Origin of the sequence: Xanthomonas sp. CFBP 8152 (assembly GCF_014199025.1) — a bacterium.
Taxonomy (GTDB): domain Bacteria; phylum Pseudomonadota; class Gammaproteobacteria; order Xanthomonadales; family Xanthomonadaceae; genus Xanthomonas; species Xanthomonas arboricola_B.
Genome location: NZ_JACHNO010000003.1, coordinates 525,389 through 543,302 on the forward strand (window position 1 = coordinate 525,389; position 17,914 = coordinate 543,302).

Consider the following 17,914-nt stretch of genomic DNA (forward strand, 5'->3'; position numbering starts at 1 on the left):
CACCGGCAGCATCAACGCAGGCGCCAGCACTGCGCTTTAACGAATCCCCAATCCCGATTCCCGATTCCCGCCCTCAGCTCCGGCCCTGCACCAACGTGCCGATCTGCTCGCCATGCAGGATACGCAGCAATACGCCGGGCTCGCTCATGCCGAAGATGCGCAGCGGCAGGTCGCTGTCGCGCGCCAGGGCGAAGGCGGCGGTGTCCATCACTTCCAGGCCCTGCAGGATGACCTGGTCGTAGGTCAGGCTGTCGTAACGCACCGCATCGGAGTGCTTCTTCGGGTCCTTGTCGTACACGCCGTCGACCTTGGTTGCCTTGAGCAGCAGGTCGGCGCCGATCTCGATCGCGCGCAGCGCCGCACCCGAGTCGGTGGTGAAGAACGGATTGCCGGTGCCGGCGGCGAAGATCGCGATGCGGCCCTTCTCCAGATGACGGATCGCGCGACGGCGGATGAAGTCCTCGCAGACATCGTTGATCTTGATCGCGCTCATCACGCGGACCTTGGCGCCGAGCTTTTCCAGCGCGTCCTGCATCGCCAGCGCATTGATCACGGTGGCCAGCATGCCCATGTGGTCGCCGGTGACGCGGTCCATGCCGCTGGCGGCCAGGCCGGCGCCGCGGAAGATGTTGCCGCCGCCGATCACCAGCGCGACCTGCGCGCCGGCCTGTTGGGCCTCGATCACTTCGTGGGCCAGGCGATTGATGACCTTGGGATCGATGCCGTAATCCCCGTCTCCCATCAGCGCCTCCCCGGAAAGTTTGAGAAGAATGCGGCGATAGGCAAGTTCGGACATGGGAAAAACCTCGGTGTGGGGGGATCGGCAAACGCCGGCAAGTCTAGCGGAAGCCTGTCACCGGGCGTGGTAAAAATTCGGTATCGGGGACGACGTGACGCGTTGCTCAGTGCGCGCGCGGAGGCTGCGGCGTCGGCACATCGGTCGCATCGTAGGCGGTGACGCGGTTGCGGCCGCGATGTTTGGAGCGATACAGCGTGCTGTCGGCGGCCTGCAGCAGATGCTCGATGCTGTCGAACTGCCGGTCGCCACCGCCGTGGGTGGCCAGTCCTGCCGAGAAGGTGATGTGCAACGGGCCGCCCTGTAGTTGCGCCATCGGCGTGCGCGCGGTTTCGGCCAGGATGCGCTCGACCACCATCAATGCCGCCTCTGCCGCGGTATTTGGCAGGATCACCAGGAATTCCTCGCCGCCATAGCGGGCGACCAGGTCGCTGGTGCGCACCATGCGTTGCAGCGTCTGCGCAAAATTGCGTAGCACCTCGTCGCCGACCAGATGGCCATACGCATCGTTGACGCGCTTGAAGTCGTCCAGGTCGATGAAGGCGATCGACAGTGGCCAGTTCTGCCGCGATGCCAGCTCGAACTCATGCGCGAGCGCAGTGCCCAGCTGATGGCGATTGAACACGCCGGTCAACGCATCGCGGCTGGCCTGTTCGGCCAGGTGGCGCATGCGGTTTTCCGATTCGTCGGCATGCCTGCGCGCTTCGGCCACATCCTGCAATTCGCGCAGGCTGCGCAGCATCGCCAATTCGCGCGCCTGCTCGAAGATCATCTGGATGTGCTCGGGTTGCGGCACGCGGATGTCGAACAGGGCCTCCAGTTCGGGCAGCGACTCGGCGATGCGTTCGATCACTTTTTCGAAGCGTTCGGCATCCAGTTCCAGCACGTCCTGCGCCTGTCGCTGCGCGCGTTCGGTGGCGGCCACGGCGCTGGCCGACAGCCAGATGTCTGCCAGGCGTCCGGACAGCGCGACACAGGCCATGAAGGGCTCCAGGCTGGTCAGCTCCTCCTCGCTTTGCGCGATGGCGTTCTGCAGGTACGGCGGCAATTGCCAGTGATGCGCGAGCCATGCGCCGACCTCGGCATGGGTGGCGCCCAGATGCGCGCGTTCGGCATCCAGCAGCGCGGTGTTGTCGGGTGCTTGTTCCAGGAGCGGCGCATACAGTTGGGGCACGCCCTGCAGCAGGGCAAGCTTGCCGATGTCCTGCAACAGGCCGGCCAGCATGAGTTCTTCGGGTTTGCGGATGCCGTAGGCCTGCCCGAGGATGCGACTGGCCAGCGCACACAGGCCGGCCCGGCGCCAGATGCGCTCGTGCAGCGGATGTGCGGTGAACGTGCTGCGCACGCCGTGTACCATCGAAAACCCCAGCGCCAGACTCAGGGTCGCATTGAGGCCGAGCATGGCCAGCGCCTGGCCAAGGTTGTCGATGCGGCGGCGGCTGGCGTACAACGGCGAATTGGCAACGCGCAGCATGCGCGCGCTCAATGCCATGTCCATGCCGATGACGTTGGCCGTGGTGGTCATGTCCACGTCGGGGTCCTGCGCCAGCTCGATGACGCGCAGCGCGACGCCGGGAGGCGAGGGCAGGTTGCGGCAGTAATGCAGGGCGGCCTGTAGATCTGGTTGCATGGGTCATCGCCGGCGGTGAGCGCAAGCATACCGCCGCGCTCGTTAATGGGGCACGCCATGCTCCGCCATCGCCGCGCTGCAGCGCGTGCGTGATGGACGCGAAAGCTTGGTCGGCATCAAGGTTTAGCGGCAGCGGCAACGACATCTGTAGAGTTGAGGCCGGTTGTGTGCCCGGCGGATGCGTTCGCTTCAGTTTCGGGAGCGGAAAGGGGGCAGCTGCGGGCAAAAAAAAGCCGCGGCAGGCCGCGGCTTCTTCTGTGCAGTGGCGAGGATCAGGCCAGTCCGGCCTGCTTCATCACTTCGGCGGCGTAGTCTTCCACCACCTTCTCGATGCCTTCGCCAACGGCAAGGCGCTGGAAACCGACCACGTCCGCACCGGCGGCCTTGACGGCCTGCTCGACGGTCTGGTCGGTGTTCAGCACGTACGGCTGGCCATACAGCGTCACTTCGTTGACGATCTTGCTGATCTTGCCGCTGATGATCTTTTCCAGGATATCGGCCGGCTTGGCCTTGTCCTTCTCGGACATCTTGGCCAGTTCGATTTCCTTTTCCTTGGCGACGAACTCGGCGGGAACATCGGAGGCCTTGACGTGCGGCGGGTTCATCGCGGCAATGTGCATGGCGATGCCACGGGCCAGTTCGATGTCGCCACCCTTCAGCTCGACCAGCACGCCGATGCGACCGCCGTGCACGTAGGCCGCAACGTTGTTGGCGCTGTCGATGCGAACCAGGCGACGCACCTGCAGGTTCTCGCCGACCTTGGCGATGACCGCTGCGCGACGCTCTTCGATGGTTTCGCCGCTGTCGAGCTTGACGCTCTTGAGCGCTTCGGCATCGGCTGCGTCCGAGTTCAGTGCGGCGGTGGCCACGGTCTCGGTGAAGGCCAGGAAGTTCTCGTCCTTGGCGACGAAGTCGGTCTCGGAGTTGACTTCGACCAGCACGGCCTTGCCGCCGGCCTGTGCGGTGGCGATGCGGCCTTCGGCGGCAACGCGGTCAGCCTTCTTGTCGGCCTTGGCCAGGCCCGACTTGCGCAGCCATTCGGCAGCGGCGTCGATGTCGCCTGCGTTTTCGACGAGTGCCTTCTTGCACTCCATCATGCCGGCGCCGGTGCGCTCGCGCAGTTCCTTGACCAGGGAAGCAGTGATTTCCATGGAATTACCTCATATGGACGAATGCGTGCGGCGGAGTTCCGCCAGTAGGAGACGGCGCAGCCATGCCGGCCGCCCCCGTAGAAATGTTCAGTGGCCTCGGCGACGGGGCGCAGTGGACCCGTCGGGGCTGCGGCCGCACAGCATGGTGCGGCCGCATTGCAGGCCGATTACTCGGCAGCCGGAGCGGCGGCGTCGGCCGGTGCGTCAGCCTTCTTGTCGCCCTTCTTGGCCGGAGCGCGACGGCCCTTGCCTTCGTCGGCGGACTCGGCGGAGAACTCTTCTTCGCGAACCGAAGCGGAGTTCGGCGCAGCAGCCTTGCCTTCCAGCACGGCGTCGGCAGCGGCGCGTGCATACAGCTGCACGGCACGGATGGCGTCGTCGTTGCCCGGGATGGCGTAGTCGACCAGGGCCGGATCGTAGTTGGTGTCGACCACCGCGATCACCGGAATGCCGAGCTTCTTGGCTTCCTTGATGGCGATGTCTTCATGGCCGATGTCGATCACGAAGATCGCGTCAGGCAGACGGTTCATTTCCTTGATGCCGCCCAGCGAAGCGTCCAGCTTCTCGCGCTCGCGGCGCAGGCCCAGCACTTCGTGCTTGACCAGCTTGTCGAAGGTGCCGTCGGTCTCGGCCGACTCCAGTTCCTTCAGGCGGGCGACCGACTGCTTGACGGTACGGAAGTTGGTCAGCGTGCCGCCCAGCCAGCGCTGGGTCATGAACGGCATGCCGCAACGCTCGGCTTCTTCCTTGATGGACTCGCGCGCGCTGCGCTTGGTGCCCAGGAACAGCACGGTGCCGCGCTTCTGCGCGATCGAGGAGAGGAAGTTCATCGCGTCATTGAAGAGCGGAACGGTCTTCTCGAGGTTGATGATGTGGATCTTGCCGCGCGCGCCGAAGATGTACGGCGCCATCTTGGGGTTCCAGTAGCGGGTCTGGTGGCCGAAATGGACGCCGGCTTCCAGCATCTGACGCATGGTGACTTGGGGCATTGAAGAAACTCCTGATAGCGGAATTGCCGTGCGCGGCTTGTCTTTGAAAGTCCGCACATGGATGTGCGGGTTCTTGCGAGGGACTCGCAGTCAAACGCACGTAATTCCGGGGTTGGGCTTCCCTGTCGCCTCCGTGACGAACCCCTTGCGGGGGCACCCCGGCACGGATGGCGGCGGCAGGTGTGAATTCGTCGATGACGTCCGACGTGAACGACGCAATGCGTGGGATACGCAAAACAGCCGGCGGAGTATAGCCGGCGGAGCGAGTGCATGCAATCGGGAATCGGGAATCGGGAATCGGGAATCGGGAATCGGGAATCGCACGAGCTTAGGTGCGCGGGCGTCCACAAGCCCACGAACGATCAGCTGCCGCCATGCGCCTTACCGATTCCCCATTCCCCATTCCCCATTCACGGCTGCAGAGCCAGCGTGCTTTCGATGTCGCTGTTGATGCGCGCCACGAAGCGGCCATTGCCTGCGGGCAAGTCGGTGGGCAGCGGCCATTGACGGGTCTGGCCGGGCAGCACGTAACCGGCAAGGTCGTCGCGGATGCTGCGGCGGCTGCCGCCGGCATCGATATAGGCCAGATCGGCCAGCCTGGCATGGCTGAGCCCGGCGTTGTGGATCTGCAGTGTGCGGCCGCTGCCCTGGCCGGACAGGCTGGCCTGCAGCAGCGGGCGCGGGTCGCCGGGCTGGCTGGGCAGGGCGAAGACCGGGGTGGAATACCGCAGCAATTCGGCGTCGCTGCCGGCGGCATGCTGGGTCACCACCAACCGGTAGCTGTCTTCGGTCTGCGCCGGGCTGGGGCCCAGGCGAATCACCCGCAGCAGCTGCCGGCCTTGCGCCGGAATTTCGAATTGCGCCGGGCTGACGGTGGCGGCGGTGGCCGGTTCGAGCAGCTCGCGGTCGCCGTCCTGGCGCCAGCGGTACAGTTTGGCTTCGGCACGCCACGGCAGCGCCGCCTGGTTGTAGAGCCAGACGGCCGCCTGGTCGCTGTCGGCGGGAATGCGTGCGGTGGTCGGTGCGATGGCGATCTCGGCGCCAACGGCGCTGCCGGCGATGGCCAGGCCGGCCAGCGCCAGCGCCAGCAGGCCGCAACAGGGGCGTGGGATGGCCATGGTCAGAACGCGATCGTGGTGATGCGCGCGGTACCGGCAGGCGCAGGCCCGGCAAGTGCGCTGGCATCCTGCCCGGTGCTGGTGACGATAGAGGCTTCGGCGCTGCTGGCTGGCGTGGCGATTGCGATCGGCGTGCCTCTGGAGCAGCTGGCGCGCGGCGGCGCCGTGCGCAGCTCGCAGCCGCTGAGCAGGCGCAATCCGATATGCAGGGTGAAGTTTTCCGGGCCGCCCGCAGTGGCCGCGTTGGCCGCGGTAGAGTTCGCGATACAGACGAGGGCGACCAGCGTCAGGCGCTTCAGTAAGGTGACCTGCGTCATGAAGACAATCGTTTGCATTGGAGACGTAACAGATAGCGACGCCCCCGATACGAACTTTATTAACTGTCAGTAAGTGATGGAGACGGTCACCGTGTCGTTGTAGGCGCCCGCAATGGGGAGCTGCGGTGCCGGCGCGCGGCCATAGACGGTCACGGTCTGCGCGACGCCGTTGCCGGTACCGCTGAGCGTATCGACGCCGATGCTGGTGCCCCAGCGATTGCTGCGGCCGGCGTCCCGATACAGCTCGTAGGCGATGTAGTTGGCACTGCTCGCATGGCGCATGCGCCGGATGTCGCCGGTGGCATTGATGCCTTCGCCCAGCCCGATATTCCAGGCGGTGCGGTTGGTGCACGACAGGCTGATGGTGGAGGTGCGGTCGATGGCGGTATCGATGGTGCCGGCGATGCTGCCGAAATCCAGGTCGGTGGTGACGTAGGTATTGCAGCGTGCCGGCACGTTGGCAGAGGCAGTGAAGGGGAAGGCGTTGCTGGCGGTCTTGGCGCCGCTGCCGCCGGCCGTGCAGCTGCTCGGCGCCTGCGGAACACCGATGATGCTCTCGTTGTAGGAGTAGCGCAGCACGGTATCGGCACCGCCGAAACTGCTGGTGTGGTTGCCGACCGACAGGATCTGGTTGGCCGGAATGCGCCCGTAGACGGTGATGGTGGCGGTCTGCGAGCCGCCTGTGACCACCGGAACGCCGTAGGACAGTGTCAGCACGCGCGGCGAGGGCGTGGTCGACCCGGTGGCGCCCCAGACCTGGGTACGCGTGGCCTCGCTGTAGATCTGGAAGTCCAGGCTGTCGTTGGTCGGGTTGAGCATGCGGCGTGGCGCATACAGCCCGTTGCTGGCGCTGCCCGGCCCGAGGTCCAGGCAAAGACTCACCTGGGCATAGCCCAGCACGCTGAGCGCGGCGGTTGCGCAGGAGACGTTGAGCGTTGCCACCGCATCGGTGGTGCCATTGGCCGCCACGTTGCCGAATGCCAGCGGGGTGCCGAGGGTGACGCTGCAGGTGGTGTCCGCGCGCGCATTCTGGCTGGGCGCCAGCCACAGCGTGGCGATCGCCAGCGCAAAGAACAGGCGCCCGAGTGTGGGCAGGCTCATGGGGGGGTCTGCTCGAGGACGCAGGGCAGCGGGCCGATCCGCGGAATGCCGCCGGGGGTGGCCGGATAGGTGAAGCGTGCGCTGCAGCGGCCAGTGGGGAGCTCGACCAGGAGATGGTTGTCGCCCTGCAGGTTGTCCAGATAGGTCTCGCCGTCATAGCCGACCACCACGTGTTCGGCGTCGCCTTCGCGTTGCACCACGCTGCCGACCGGCAACGGCACGCCCTGGGCATCGTGCAGCACGATCATGGCCGCGCGCACCCGGGTGATGCCGAAGCGCACCGCCACCCCGGACTGCTGGCGCGGTGTCACGGCGGCATCGACGCGGTCCACGCGCAGGTCCGCCGGCAGGTCCAGGGTGTCGATGGACAGCTGGTTGCGCTGCCACGACTGCAGTGGGGTGACCAGCAGCATCCCGTGCGCATCGGTGACGCCGATCAGGCGATTCTCCAGCCGCACCGGAATGCCGGGCTGGCCGTCGGTGGAGACCACCGCAAAGGCATCCTGGATGTCGCGCGCGGCAAAGGCGCGGCCGTCCATCCACACCAGGCTGCCGCTGGCACTGGCATAGCTGAAGTTGGCGCCATCCTGGTTGGCGACGCCGAGGTTGTAGCGGCCGGTGCGGTTCAACCACCCCAGTTCGGCAAGGCCGCCGTTGGCATCGTCGCCGGCACGTCCCTGCAGGCGCCATCCGATCCCGTCCAGATCGCCGTCGCCTGGCAGCGGCTGGCTGAGATCGGCCACCAACCCGGTGCGGTTGCCGTTGCGCTGCATCGAGGCGCTGGCCTGGCGCAACTCGCCGAACGTGGTCGATAGCGACAGGTACAGGCTGCGGTCGCCGCGCACGTCCAGGTTCTGGTTCCCCGACAGGTTGGCCGCCCAGTTGCGCCCGAAACTGCGCGACCAGAACACGCTCGCGTAACGCGAGGTGTCGCCTTGCGGGTAGCTCAGCCGCACATAGCTGGTGCCCAGCGAGCCGATCGGATTGACGTTGACGCCGAACACCGCGCGGTCGCTGATGCGTGCCGGCAACGCGCCCTGCAACGCGCCCAGGTCGCGATAATCGCCGTGGGTGCGCTGGGTGCCGATGTTGAAGTTGAAGCGACGGTTGTTCCAGGCATAGCCCAGCACGTACTGGCCGCCGCGCAGCGCATCCATCCGGCTATGCGCGTAGGCCGCGTTGACCACGCCGCCCGCGCCGAGCAGCCACACCCCGCCGGCACCGGCATTGACCACGCCGCCGCCGGCCTCGGCATGCGCCTCGATGGTGAAGTCATCGCGCAGGCCCTTGCGCAGCGTGGCGCTGGCAACCGTGCGCGACTCATAGGAAAACGAGCGCACGCCGTAGTCCTTGCGCAGATGGCCGATGCCGGCCGACCAATCGGAAATGCCGCGGGCCAGCAACTGCGGCGTGCCATAGAACGCGAAGTCCAGCCGGCGCACCTGGCCAAAGGCATCGGTCACCACGATCTGCGCCTGTCCGGTACCGCTGATGCCGGGTTGCGCGGCCAGCTGGAACGGGCCGGCCGGCACCTGGCCGCTGTACTGGCGCAGGCCATCGACATAGAGCTCCACGGTCGACGGCACCACCGCCTCGCCCAGGAAGCTTGGCGTGGGGGTAAGCACGCGGTACGGCTGCAAGGCGTAATTGCGGCCGATCTGTATCCCGCCCAGGCGGATCGAGCGGCTCCAGTCGACAAAGCCGCTGTAGAAATCGCCGACCGTCAGGCTGGTCGCGCTGTCGGGGAAATCCATCTGCCAGGCGCTGTCAAGGCGCACCGCTTCGCTGCGCCAGTGCGGGTCCTGCGGGCGGTCGTAGGCGACAAACACCGCAGTGGTGTCGATCATGCCGCGGCCGATGCCGAAGCCGCGCACTTCGGTCGCCAGCGATGCGCTGCTGCCCCCGTTATTGCGGGTGGCGTAGAAGTCGTAATTGAGCAGCATGCCCGGCGAGGCGGTGGCGCTGGGCGGTGCAACCTGTTCGGCCTTCAGTACCGTGGTGGAGAGCGACAGCTGGGCCAGCGGCACCTGCAATGCAAGCCGTTGCAGCGCAGCGTCGTAGCGCACCTCCACGTCGGGCAGGCGATCCAGGTCGACCAGCTCGCCGGAGGCGCGATCGGCCAGGATGAAACCCAGCTTGCGCAGCGTGTCGACCGAGCCGCGCAGGTGGCCGTCCACCAGTTCGAACGGCGCCAGGCCACGGTCGGCCTGGTTGAGGGTGACATCCAGGTACAGCGTCTGCGGCAGGGCCGCAGCGCTTTGCGGCGCCTGATCGGGCAGTGGCGCCATATCGGCCAGATCACCGGTGGCGGCATGTGCCAGGCAGGTGGCGGTCGCAAGCAGCGTCATCGCCAGCCTGCCCGCATCACGGCGCTGCGGGCGCGGCCAACAGAGTGCGTTCGTCCGCCTCACCATTGATCCTTGCGATGATGGTGCCGCGGCCGAACTGGGCCAGCGGCGCGCCCAGCGACCAGCGCATGGTCTGGCCGGGCAGGACATAGCCCACCAGCCCGTTCAACGCGGTCATGGTCGTGCCATCGACCCGATGCTGCAGGTCGGCGACCTGGGCATGCCCTTTGCCGGTGTTGCTGATCTGCACCTGCGCATTGCCGTCGCTGCCGGCAATTACCTGCGTGCTCAAGGTCGGCGTGGGGTCGGTCTTGCCTGGCGGCAGCAGGAAGATCGGCACCGAGTAGCGCAGCACGAACTGCATGCCCTTGCGATCCGCATCGGCGTCGGGCAACTCGTCGACGATGATGCGGTAGCAGGCCTCCTCGCTGGCCGGCGCGGGGCCGGCGCGAATCACCCGAATCAGCTGGCGCTCGCCGGCTGCCAGCGTGCGCATCGGCGGGCTGACCAGCAGTTCCTGGGTCGGGTCGAGCTGATCCTTGCCGTCACGCTGGGTCCAGCGATAGGCGCGCGTCTGCACCTGCACCGGCGCGCTGCCGCTGTTGCTCAGCCAGAGCCCGTCGGCGGATTGCTGCGCGCTCAGCGTCAGCGACGTCGGTGCCAGCTGCAGGCTGGCCGCATGGGCCGTCCGCAACGGCGCGCCGCTGCCAAGCGCCAGCGTCAGGCTCAAGCCGGCCGTGACCAGCCAGGCCGGCATCCGGGACGACAGGCGGTGGTGCAAGGGCATGCGTGCGCTCAGTAGACGATCGTGGCGGTGATGGTGTCTTGGTAGGCACCGGTGGAGGGGTTGTTGGCCGACGGGTTGGTCACGCGGCCGTAGACCGGATAGACCTGGTTGATGCCGGTGGCGGTGCGGCTCAGCGTGTTGGTGCCGGTGGTGCTGCCCCATACCGTGCTGCGGCCCAGATCCTGGTACAGCTGGTAGGCGATGAAGTTGTTGGTGGTGACCAACGCATCGGTGTTCTTCATGCGGCGGGTGGTGACATCGTTGGCGGTGCCGGCATTGCTGCCCGCGCTCAATGCAATGTTGTACGGGGTTAGCGCGGTGCACTGCGCGGTCACGCTGCCGTTGGCGTCCGCATTTGTGGTCGAGGTGGACAACACCGAGCCGAAGTCGACGTCCGTCGCAGAGGCGGCGGTGATGGTGCAGGCCTTGGTGACGGCGATCTTGACGTTGAACGTTGTGGTGTCTGCTGCAGTGGCGGCGCCAATGGTCGAGAGCAGGCCGAGGGACAGCAGGACAGGACGGACAGTACGCATGGACATTTCCTTGACCAGTCTGGTCATTAGTGACGCGACGGCTTGTCGCCTTCCCTGCAATGCATCAGCTGTGCCAAAGATTACCCTGAATAATTCGTCTATCTCACTGTTTAACCTAAAAGTTTTCGTGAAATTGCGATGTCTTCCGGATGACTCCGATTGCGTATTTTTTGACGCGCGCGGTAGTGCGTCACACATGAATACGCGGTGCTGCCAGTTTTCTGCTGCCCCGTCCGTTTCCACCGGTCTACCGCCTTCAGCATGAAAATGCCCATGCGGGTCGTTCAGATTCAGCCCGAATCGGCGATAATCGCTGCCATGAGCGTCAATCTGAAAACCAAAGAAGAAATCGAACTGATGCGCGTCGCCGGCCGCCTGGCCGCCGAGGTGCTCGATGTCGTGGCTCCGTATGTGCAAGCGGGCGTGACCACGGCCGAGCTGGACCGCATCTGCCACGACCACATCGTCAACGTGCAGGGCACCATTCCCGCCAACGTCGGCTACCGGGGCTTTCCCAAAAGCGTGTGCACCTCGGTCAACAACGTGATCTGTCACGGCATCCCGAGCGCGGCCAAGGTGCTGAAGGACGGCGACATCGTCAATATCGATGTCACCGTCATCAAGGATGGCTGGCATGGCGACACCAGCCGCATGTATTACGTCGGCACGCCCTCGGTGATGGCCAGACGCCTGGTCGATACCACCTATGAGGCGATGTGGCGCGGCATTCGTGCAGTCAAGCCGGGGGCAACGCTGGGCGATGTCGGTCACGCGATTCAGAAGTTTGCCGAAGCCGAGCGCTTCAGCGTGGTGCGCGACTATTGCGGCCACGGCATCGGCAAGGTCTACCACGACGAGCCGCAGGTGATGCATTACGGCCGTCCCGGCGAAGGGTTGGTGCTCAAGCCCGGCATGACCTTCACCATCGAGCCGATGATCAACGAAGGCACCTACCACCATAAGACCCTGCCGGACGGCTGGACCGTGGTGACCAAGGACCGCAAGTTGTCCGCGCAGTGGGAACACATGGTCGCGGTGACCGAAGACGGCGTGGATGTGCTGACGCTGTCGCCGAACGCTCCCGCTCCGGTATGACGGCCACGCCGGCGGACCGACCCGACCCGGGTGTCGCCGGCGATGCCGAGTGGGCCGCGCAAGCGCGCCCGCTGCTGGTGCATGCCGACATGCGGCTGTGCAAGCGCTTCGACCAGGGCGAGCCGATCGAACGCCTGGTGGCTTTGCGTGCCCGCGCGGTCGATCAATTGATGCGCAATGCGTGGACGCGCTGCATCCCGGCCGATGCCGGACTGTCGTTGCATGCCGTGGGAGGCTATGGGCGCGGCGAGCTGTTCCCGCGCTCGGATGTGGATGTGCTGGTGCTGGGCGAGACCGGCGTGCAGCAACAGCACGAGCAGGCCCTGGCGCGGCTGTTCGCCTTGTTGTGGGATGTGGGCCTGCCGATCAGTCACGCGGTGCGCTCGCCGGCGCAATGCACCGCCGCGGCCGCCGATCAGACGGTGTTGACGGCCTTGATCGAATCGCGGCCGCTGGTGGCTGGCGGTCAGGCGCGTGCCGCCCTGGCGGCAGCGATTTCGCCGCAACAGGTGTGGCCGGCGCGCGAGTTCTTCCAGGCCAAGCGCGAAGAGCTGCTGGCGCGGCATCAGCGCTTCGGCGATACCGCCGACAATCTCGAGCCGGACATCAAGGACGGCCCCGGTGGTCTGCGCGATCTGCAGACGCTGGGCTGGATGGCGCTGCGCGCGTTCGGTGTCAAGGATCTGGAGGCGCTGGTCGGACTCGGTCATGTCGGTTTCGACGAGGCCGCAGCGCTGAGGCGCGAACGCGAGGAGCTGGCACGGCTGCGGTTTGGCTTGCACATGGTCGCCAACCGGCCGGAAGAGCGCTTGGGATTCGATTATCAGAAGACCCTTGCCGAGCGGCTGGGCTTTGCCGACGACCCGGAAAGTCTGGGCGTGGAAAAGATGATGCAGCGCTTCTATCGCAGTGCTGCGTTGATCCGTCGCATCAGCGACCGCTTGCTGCAGCGCTTCGAAGAGCAATTCGACGGCGAGGCGGTGCCGGAGTCGCTCGGCGGGGGCTTCAGTCTGCGCCGCGGCTACCTGGCCGCGGATGCAGAGGACTGGCCGGGCGGCGATGTGCTGCAGGTCTTTGCGCTGTTTGCGCAATGGGCGGCGCATCGCGAGGTGCGTGGACTGCACTCGCTGACTGCCCGCGCGCTGGCCGAGGTGCTGCGCGAGTTGCCGGCCTACGACGTGGCCGATGCGACCGCGCGCGACAGCTTCATGGCGCTGCTGCGCGGCCCGCGGGCGGTGGAGTCGCTCAACCGCATGGCGCGCCTGGGCGTGCTCGGCCAGTGGATTCCGGCATTTGCCAGCGTGTCCGGGCGCATGCAGTTCGACCTGTTCCATGTCTACACGGTGGACCAGCACACCCTGATGGTGCTGCGGAACATCGCGTTGTTTGCCGCCGGTCGCGCCGACGAGCGTTTTTCGATCACCCATGAAGTCTGGCCGCGCCTGCGCAAGCCGGAATTGCTGCTGCTGGCCGGCCTGTTCCACGACATCGCCAAGGGCCGTGGCGGCGATCATTCCGAGCTGGGCGCGGTGGATGCGCGCGCGTTCTGCCAGGCGCATCGGCTCAGCGAGGGCGATACCGCGCTGGTGGCCTGGCTGGTCGAACAGCATCTGCGCATGTCGGTGACCGCGCAGAAGCAGGACATCTCCGACCCGGAGGTGATCCACCGTTTCGCCACCCTGGTCGGCACGCGCGAACGTCTGGATTACCTGTATCTGCTGACCTGCGCCGATATCGCTGGCACCAGTCCCAAGTTGTGGAATGCGTGGAAGGACCGGCTGCTGGCCGATCTGTACTTCGCCGCGCGGCGCGCGCTGCGCGAGGGCCTGGAGCATCCGCCGCCGCGCGAAGAGCGCCTGCGCGAAGCGCGCGAGTCCGCGCGCGCGCTGATGCAGGCGCAAGGCCACGACGATGCCACCATCGACCGTCAGTTCGCCGGCATGCCGGATGAAAATTTCCTGCGCTTCCGTCCCGAGCAGCTGGCCTGGCAGGCGGTGTCGCTGATCGAAGTGCAGATCGGCCAGACCCTGGTCAAGGCGCGGCGTGCGGTGCCGGACAACGACGCGCTGGAAGTGTTCGTGTATTCGCCCGACCGCGATGGCCTGTTCTCCGCGATCGTCGCCACGCTGGATCGCAAGGGCTACGGCATCCATCGCGCCCGCGTGCTGGATGCACCGCACGATGCGATCTTCGACGTGTTCGAAGTGCTGCCGCAGGACAGCTCCGCCGATGGCGACCCGCAGCGCCTGGCTGCGGCCTTGCGCCAGGTGCTGGCCGGCGACCTGCACAAGGTGCGGCCCTCGCGGCGTGCGGTGCCGCGCCAATTGCGCCACTTCCGCTTTGCGCCGCGCGTGGAGTTCAGCGAAAGCGCCGGTGGCCGCCGTACCCGCATCAGCCTGGTGGCGCCCGACCGCCCCGGCTTGCTGGCCGATGTGGCCAATGTGCTGCGTCTGCAGCACCTGCGTGTGCACGATGCGCGCATCGCCACCTTCGGCGAGCGTGCCGAAGACCAGTTCCAGATCACCGACGAGCATGACCGCCCGTTGCCCGAATCCGCCCGGCAGGCGCTGCGCGATGCGCTGTGCGCCTGTCTCGATCCCACTTAAGTCCGTTCGGAGACCCCCCATGGCCATCAGCAAGAAGACCGCGCGCAAGCAGGGCGCGACCCCCACCAACGCAGCGCCCAAGCGCGCGACGAGCAAAAGCGGCAAGGCGCCCCAGGCGCCGGCCGTCGACAAGCGCAAGGCCACCGCGGCGGCTGGCAAGCCTGTGGCCGCCAGCAAAAGCGTTACCAAGCAGGTGACCAGGAAAAGCGCGACCAAGTCGGCGACCAGTGCGGCCCCGCGCGTGGCCAAGCAGCCGACCAGCGTGGTGTCCGCACCGGCCGCCAAGAAGGTTGCAGCCGCGAAGAAACTGCCGAGCGCCGAAAAGGCCGTGCGCGGCGCTGCAACGCCGGTGGGTACTGACGAACTCAAGTTCGGCATCGAAAGCGCATTCGAGCGCCGCGCCAGCTTGACCGTCGACGAGATCGACGGCTCCACCCGCGCCATCGTCACCCGCGTCATCGACGGCCTGGAGAGCGGCGAGTTCCGCGTCGCCGAGCCGGACGGACAGGGCGGCTGGAGCGTCAACGAGTGGTTGAAGAAGGCCGTGCTGCTGTATTTCCGCGTCAACGAAATGGCCGTGATCGACGCGCAGCCGGCACCGTTCTGGGACAAGGTGGAGTCGCGTTTTGCCGGCTTCGGCGAGGCCGAGTTCCGCAAGGCCGGCGTGCGTGTGGTGCCGGGTGCGGTGGCGCGGCGCGGCAGCTATTTCGGCAAGGACGTGGTGCTGATGCCGAGCTTCACCAATATCGGCGCGTATGTGGGCGAAGGCACCATGGTCGATACCTGGGCCACGGTGGGGTCGTGCGCGCAGATCGGCGCACATTGCCACCTGTCCGGCGGTGCCGGCATCGGCGGCGTGCTCGAACCGCTGCAGGCCAGCCCGACCATCATCGAGGATCATTGCTTCATCGGTGCGCGTTCGGAAGTGGTCGAAGGCGTGGTCATCGGCCACCACAGCGTGATCGGCATGGGCGTGTTCATCAGCCAGAGCACGCGCATCTACAATCGCGCCACCGGCGAGATTTCCTACGGCTACGTGCCGCCTTACAGCGTGGTGGTGTCCGGCCAGCTGCCGTCGAAAGATGGCTCGCATTCGCTGTATTGCGCGGTGATCGTCAAACAGGTGGATGCCAGGACCCGCAGCAAGACCAGCGTCAACGAGCTGCTGCGCGGTCTGGCCGATTGAGCACAGTGCAGCCTGCGCAGGGTGCCATGCTGTCGCGTCCGCTCAGTGGCTGGGTCCGCTGGGGCATTCCGGCCATGTGGTTGGGATGGGTGGCGCTCTACGTGGCCGGCTCGCTGCTGCGCGACGGCGTGCCGCAGCAGCTGGATGCCCTGCGTTGGCTGGCGCCTGTGCTGGTGGTGCTGATGACCTTGCGTCTGGCATGGGCGTCCAGCCGGTGGGCGCAGGTCCGCGATGCGGGCGATGCGCTGGAGATCGTGCAACAAGGACGATCGCAGCGGGTGGATCTTGCCGAGCTGCGCTCGGTCGATCCCGCATGGCTGGTTCCGCCACGGCGGATGGCGCTGAAATTCCACGGCACACGCGCCGATGTGGTGTTCCTGCCCGCACACGGGCAGGAACACGATCAACTGGTAACCACCCTGTTGGCGCGTGCAAGCGCGCGCCGCGGAGTCGAGAAGGCGACGACATGACCACGCTCTATGGATTGAAGAACTGCGACACCTGCAAGAAGGCGACCAAGTGGCTGGACCGCTTCGGCGTGGCCTACAGCTTCGTCGATTACCGCGAGCACACGCCCGCGCCGGAGACGTTGGTGGATTGGGCCGGCAAGGCCGGCGGGTTCGAGGCCCTGATCAACAAGTCCTCGACCACCTGGCGCCAGCTGCCCGACAACAAGAAGACGCCCGGTTCGCACGCGGAATGGAAGTTGCTGCTGCGCGAGTACCCGCAATTGATTCGCCGCCCGGTGGTGGTGACAGAGGACGGTACGCTCAGCCAGGGCTTCTCCGACAACGGGTTCAAGGCACGCTTCAACATTGCCTGATGGCGCCACCGCATCATCGGTTCGCGCAGACGTGCGCGTTGCGGACCGGTGGAAGGCAGGCGACCCGTTGATGCCCGCGGTCCAGATGCATCTTTTATCGGAAGGACGAACATGACCGGCGACGTACTGCAACTGACCTGCGAGCTGATCGCACGCGCCTCGGTGACACCGGATGATGCCGGCTGCCAGGCGCTGCTTGCGCAACGCCTGGAGGCTGCCGGATTTGCTTGCGAGCACCTGCGCCTGGGCCAGGTCGACAATCTGTGGGCCACCCACGGCAGCGGTGCGCCGGTGCTGGTGCTGCTCGGCCACACCGATGTGGTGCCGCCGGGACCGCGCGATGCCTGGACCAGCGATCCGTTCGATCCGCAGATCCGCGATGGTGTGCTGTACGGGCGCGGCACGGCCGACATGAAGGGCAGCGTGGCCGCCTTCGCGATCGCCGCCGAACGGTTCGTCGCCGCCCATCCGCAGCATGCCGGCACGCTGGCGGTGTTGCTGACTTCCGATGAAGAAGGCGACGCCATCGATGGCGTGCGGCGCGTGGCCGAGCTGTTTCGCGCGCGCGGGCAGGCGATCGACTGGTGCATCACCGGCGAACCGTCGTCCACCGAACGGCTGGGCGACCTGCTGCGCGTGGGCCGCCGCGGCAGTCTGTCCGGCACGCTGATCGTCAGGGGCGTGCAGGGACACGTGGCGTATCCGCACAAGGCGCGCAATCCGATCCATCTGGCCGCGCCGGCACTGGCCGAGCTGGTGGCGCGGCAGTGGGACGAGGGCTTCGAGAGTTTTCCGCCGACCAGCCTGCAGGTGTCGAACATCCATGCCGGCACCGGCGCCAATAACGTGATTCCGGGCGAGCTGCAGGTGGCCTTCAATCTGCGCTACACCCCGCTGTGGGATGCGCCGCGGCTGGAAGCGGAAATCACCGCATTGCTGGATCGCCACGGGCTGGACTATGCGCTGCGCTGGCATCGCAGCGGCGAGCCGTTCTACACCCCGGAAGGGCGCCTGCGCAGCGTCGCACGCGAGGTGCTGGGCCAGTTCGCCGGCGCGCCGCCGGAGGAAAGCACTGGCGGCGGCACCTCCGATGCGCGCTTCATCGCGCCGCTGGGTGCGCAATGCATCGAAGTCGGCCCGGTCAACGCCAGCATCCATCAGGTCGACGAGCATGTGCGCGTGGCCGATCTGCAAGCCTTGCCCGCGCTGTATCGCGGCCTGATCGAGCGGCTGCTGGTGGATTGACGGACCATGCGTCGCCGTCGTTGCCGCTGAAACAGTTGCGCCATCGAAAACGAACGGTTAGCGTCGCTCACATGGTCTTCCAGCTCGCCAACCGCAATAACGCCAACCGCAACAATCTGCGCGCGAACAATCGTGCGCGGCCGATGCGGGTCTGCGACTAGGCGAAGTAAAACCAAACGCCCAGGAATC

At 66.5% G+C, this 17,914-nt stretch carries 16 protein-coding genes; 6 read left to right on the forward strand and 10 right to left on the reverse strand.

Annotated features, from left to right (window positions below):
• Window positions 1–73: 73 nt before the first annotated feature.
• The 10 genes from pyrH to FHT09_RS14055 form a co-directional block, all read right to left on the reverse strand.
• Window positions 74–796, reverse strand: coding sequence for a UMP kinase (gene pyrH, locus FHT09_RS14010; protein ID WP_024940374.1), 723 nt, complete (start codon window positions 794–796; stop codon window positions 74–76).
• Between the two features lie 106 nt (window positions 797–902).
• Entirely contained in the window at window positions 903–2,426 is a 1,524-nt protein-coding gene (locus FHT09_RS14015) for a GGDEF domain-containing protein (RefSeq protein WP_104606315.1), read from the reverse strand.
• A gap of 272 nt (window positions 2,427–2,698) precedes the next feature.
• Window positions 2,699–3,577 (reverse strand): translation elongation factor Ts, encoded by an 879-nt coding sequence (gene tsf / locus FHT09_RS14020; protein WP_104538112.1) that lies wholly within the window; start codon window positions 3,575–3,577, stop codon window positions 2,699–2,701.
• Window positions 3,578–3,744: 167 nt separating this feature from the next.
• Window positions 3,745–4,566, reverse strand: a complete 822-nt coding sequence (gene rpsB / locus FHT09_RS14025; protein ID WP_026064294.1) for a 30S ribosomal protein S2 — start codon at window positions 4,564–4,566, stop codon at window positions 3,745–3,747.
• A 410-nt stretch (window positions 4,567–4,976) separates the two neighbouring features.
• Window positions 4,977–5,684, reverse strand: coding sequence for a fimbria/pilus periplasmic chaperone (locus FHT09_RS14030; RefSeq protein WP_104606313.1), 708 nt, complete (start codon window positions 5,682–5,684; stop codon window positions 4,977–4,979).
• Window positions 5,685–5,686: 2 nt separating this feature from the next.
• The gene (locus tag FHT09_RS14035; RefSeq protein WP_104606312.1) at window positions 5,687–6,019 is read right to left on the reverse strand and encodes a hypothetical protein; all 333 of its coding nucleotides are present in this window, start codon (window positions 6,017–6,019) and stop codon (window positions 5,687–5,689) included.
• A 48-nt stretch (window positions 6,020–6,067) separates the two neighbouring features.
• Window positions 6,068–7,102: a spore coat U domain-containing protein gene (locus tag FHT09_RS14040; RefSeq protein WP_104606311.1), complete on the reverse strand. Its 1,035-nt coding sequence runs from the start codon at window positions 7,100–7,102 to the stop codon at window positions 6,068–6,070.
• Window positions 7,099–9,450: a fimbria/pilus outer membrane usher protein gene (locus FHT09_RS14045; protein WP_104606310.1), complete on the reverse strand. Its 2,352-nt coding sequence runs from the start codon at window positions 9,448–9,450 to the stop codon at window positions 7,099–7,101. Before FHT09_RS14045 ends, FHT09_RS14040 begins: the two co-directional genes overlap by 4 nt.
• Window positions 9,451–9,466: 16 nt before the next feature.
• Window positions 9,467–10,237: a molecular chaperone gene (locus FHT09_RS14050; protein WP_104606309.1), complete on the reverse strand. Its 771-nt coding sequence runs from the start codon at window positions 10,235–10,237 to the stop codon at window positions 9,467–9,469.
• 8 nt (window positions 10,238–10,245) lie between these two features.
• Window positions 10,246–10,797, reverse strand: coding sequence for a spore coat U domain-containing protein (locus FHT09_RS14055; protein ID WP_181141331.1), 552 nt, complete (start codon window positions 10,795–10,797; stop codon window positions 10,246–10,248).
• A gap of 291 nt (window positions 10,798–11,088) precedes the next feature.
• On the opposite strand from FHT09_RS14055, the gene map reads away from it, so the two are divergent.
• The 6 genes from map to dapE all read left to right on the forward strand — a co-directional run bounded on the left by map (window position 11,089) and on the right by dapE (window position 17,725).
• Complete coding sequence (gene map / locus FHT09_RS14060; RefSeq protein ID WP_104606308.1) at window positions 11,089–11,865, forward strand: type I methionyl aminopeptidase; 777 nt, start codon at window positions 11,089–11,091, stop codon at window positions 11,863–11,865.
• Window positions 11,862–14,471, forward strand: a complete 2,610-nt coding sequence (locus FHT09_RS14065; protein WP_104606307.1) for a [protein-PII] uridylyltransferase — start codon at window positions 11,862–11,864, stop codon at window positions 14,469–14,471. Before map ends, FHT09_RS14065 begins: the two co-directional genes overlap by 4 nt.
• Before the next feature lie 19 nt (window positions 14,472–14,490).
• Window positions 14,491–15,657, forward strand: coding sequence for a 2,3,4,5-tetrahydropyridine-2,6-dicarboxylate N-succinyltransferase (dapD, locus tag FHT09_RS14070; protein WP_104606306.1), 1,167 nt, complete (start codon window positions 14,491–14,493; stop codon window positions 15,655–15,657).
• Window positions 15,658–15,683: 26 nt separating this feature from the next.
• Window positions 15,684–16,127: a hypothetical protein gene (locus FHT09_RS14075; RefSeq protein ID WP_258077222.1), complete on the forward strand. Its 444-nt coding sequence runs from the start codon at window positions 15,684–15,686 to the stop codon at window positions 16,125–16,127.
• Complete coding sequence (locus tag FHT09_RS14080; RefSeq protein WP_104538104.1) at window positions 16,124–16,480, forward strand: arsenate reductase; 357 nt, start codon at window positions 16,124–16,126, stop codon at window positions 16,478–16,480. The genes FHT09_RS14075 and FHT09_RS14080 overlap by 4 nt, the downstream gene beginning before the upstream one ends.
• A gap of 111 nt (window positions 16,481–16,591) precedes the next feature.
• On the forward strand, window positions 16,592–17,725 hold the full coding sequence (gene dapE, locus FHT09_RS14085; RefSeq protein ID WP_104606304.1) for a succinyl-diaminopimelate desuccinylase: 1,134 nt from the start codon (window positions 16,592–16,594) through the stop codon (window positions 17,723–17,725).
• Window positions 17,726–17,914 lie beyond the last annotated feature (189 nt).

Bases quoted from the DNA above. Each gene is read 5' to 3' on its own strand.
- pyrH (WP_024940374.1), bottom strand. From the start codon at position 796: ATGTCCGAACTTGCCTATCGCCGCATTCTTCTCAAACTTTCCGGGGAG.
- FHT09_RS14015 (WP_104606315.1), bottom strand. From the start codon at position 2,426: ATGCAACCAGATCTACAGGCCGCCCTGCATTACTGCCGCAACCTGCCC.
- tsf (WP_104538112.1), bottom strand. From the start codon at position 3,577: ATGGAAATCACTGCTTCCCTGGTCAAGGAACTGCGCGAGCGCACCGGC.
- rpsB (WP_026064294.1), bottom strand. From the start codon at position 4,566: ATGCCCCAAGTCACCATGCGTCAGATGCTGGAAGCCGGCGTCCATTTC.
- FHT09_RS14030 (WP_104606313.1), bottom strand. From the start codon at position 5,684: ATGGCCATCCCACGCCCCTGTTGCGGCCTGCTGGCGCTGGCGCTGGCC.
- FHT09_RS14035 (WP_104606312.1), bottom strand. From the start codon at position 6,019: ATGCAAACGATTGTCTTCATGACGCAGGTCACCTTACTGAAGCGCCTG.
- FHT09_RS14040 (WP_104606311.1), bottom strand. From the start codon at position 7,102: ATGAGCCTGCCCACACTCGGGCGCCTGTTCTTTGCGCTGGCGATCGCC.
- FHT09_RS14045 (WP_104606310.1), bottom strand. From the start codon at position 9,450: ATGACGCTGCTTGCGACCGCCACCTGCCTGGCACATGCCGCCACCGGT.
- FHT09_RS14050 (WP_104606309.1), bottom strand. From the start codon at position 10,237: ATGCCCTTGCACCACCGCCTGTCGTCCCGGATGCCGGCCTGGCTGGTC.
- FHT09_RS14055 (WP_181141331.1), bottom strand. From the start codon at position 10,797: ATGACCAGACTGGTCAAGGAAATGTCCATGCGTACTGTCCGTCCTGTC.
- map (WP_104606308.1), top strand. From the start codon at position 11,089: ATGAGCGTCAATCTGAAAACCAAAGAAGAAATCGAACTGATGCGCGTC.
- FHT09_RS14065 (WP_104606307.1), top strand. From the start codon at position 11,862: ATGACGGCCACGCCGGCGGACCGACCCGACCCGGGTGTCGCCGGCGAT.
- dapD (WP_104606306.1), top strand. From the start codon at position 14,491: ATGGCCATCAGCAAGAAGACCGCGCGCAAGCAGGGCGCGACCCCCACC.
- FHT09_RS14075 (WP_258077222.1), top strand. From the start codon at position 15,684: ATGCTGTCGCGTCCGCTCAGTGGCTGGGTCCGCTGGGGCATTCCGGCC.
- FHT09_RS14080 (WP_104538104.1), top strand. From the start codon at position 16,124: ATGACCACGCTCTATGGATTGAAGAACTGCGACACCTGCAAGAAGGCG.
- dapE (WP_104606304.1), top strand. From the start codon at position 16,592: ATGACCGGCGACGTACTGCAACTGACCTGCGAGCTGATCGCACGCGCC.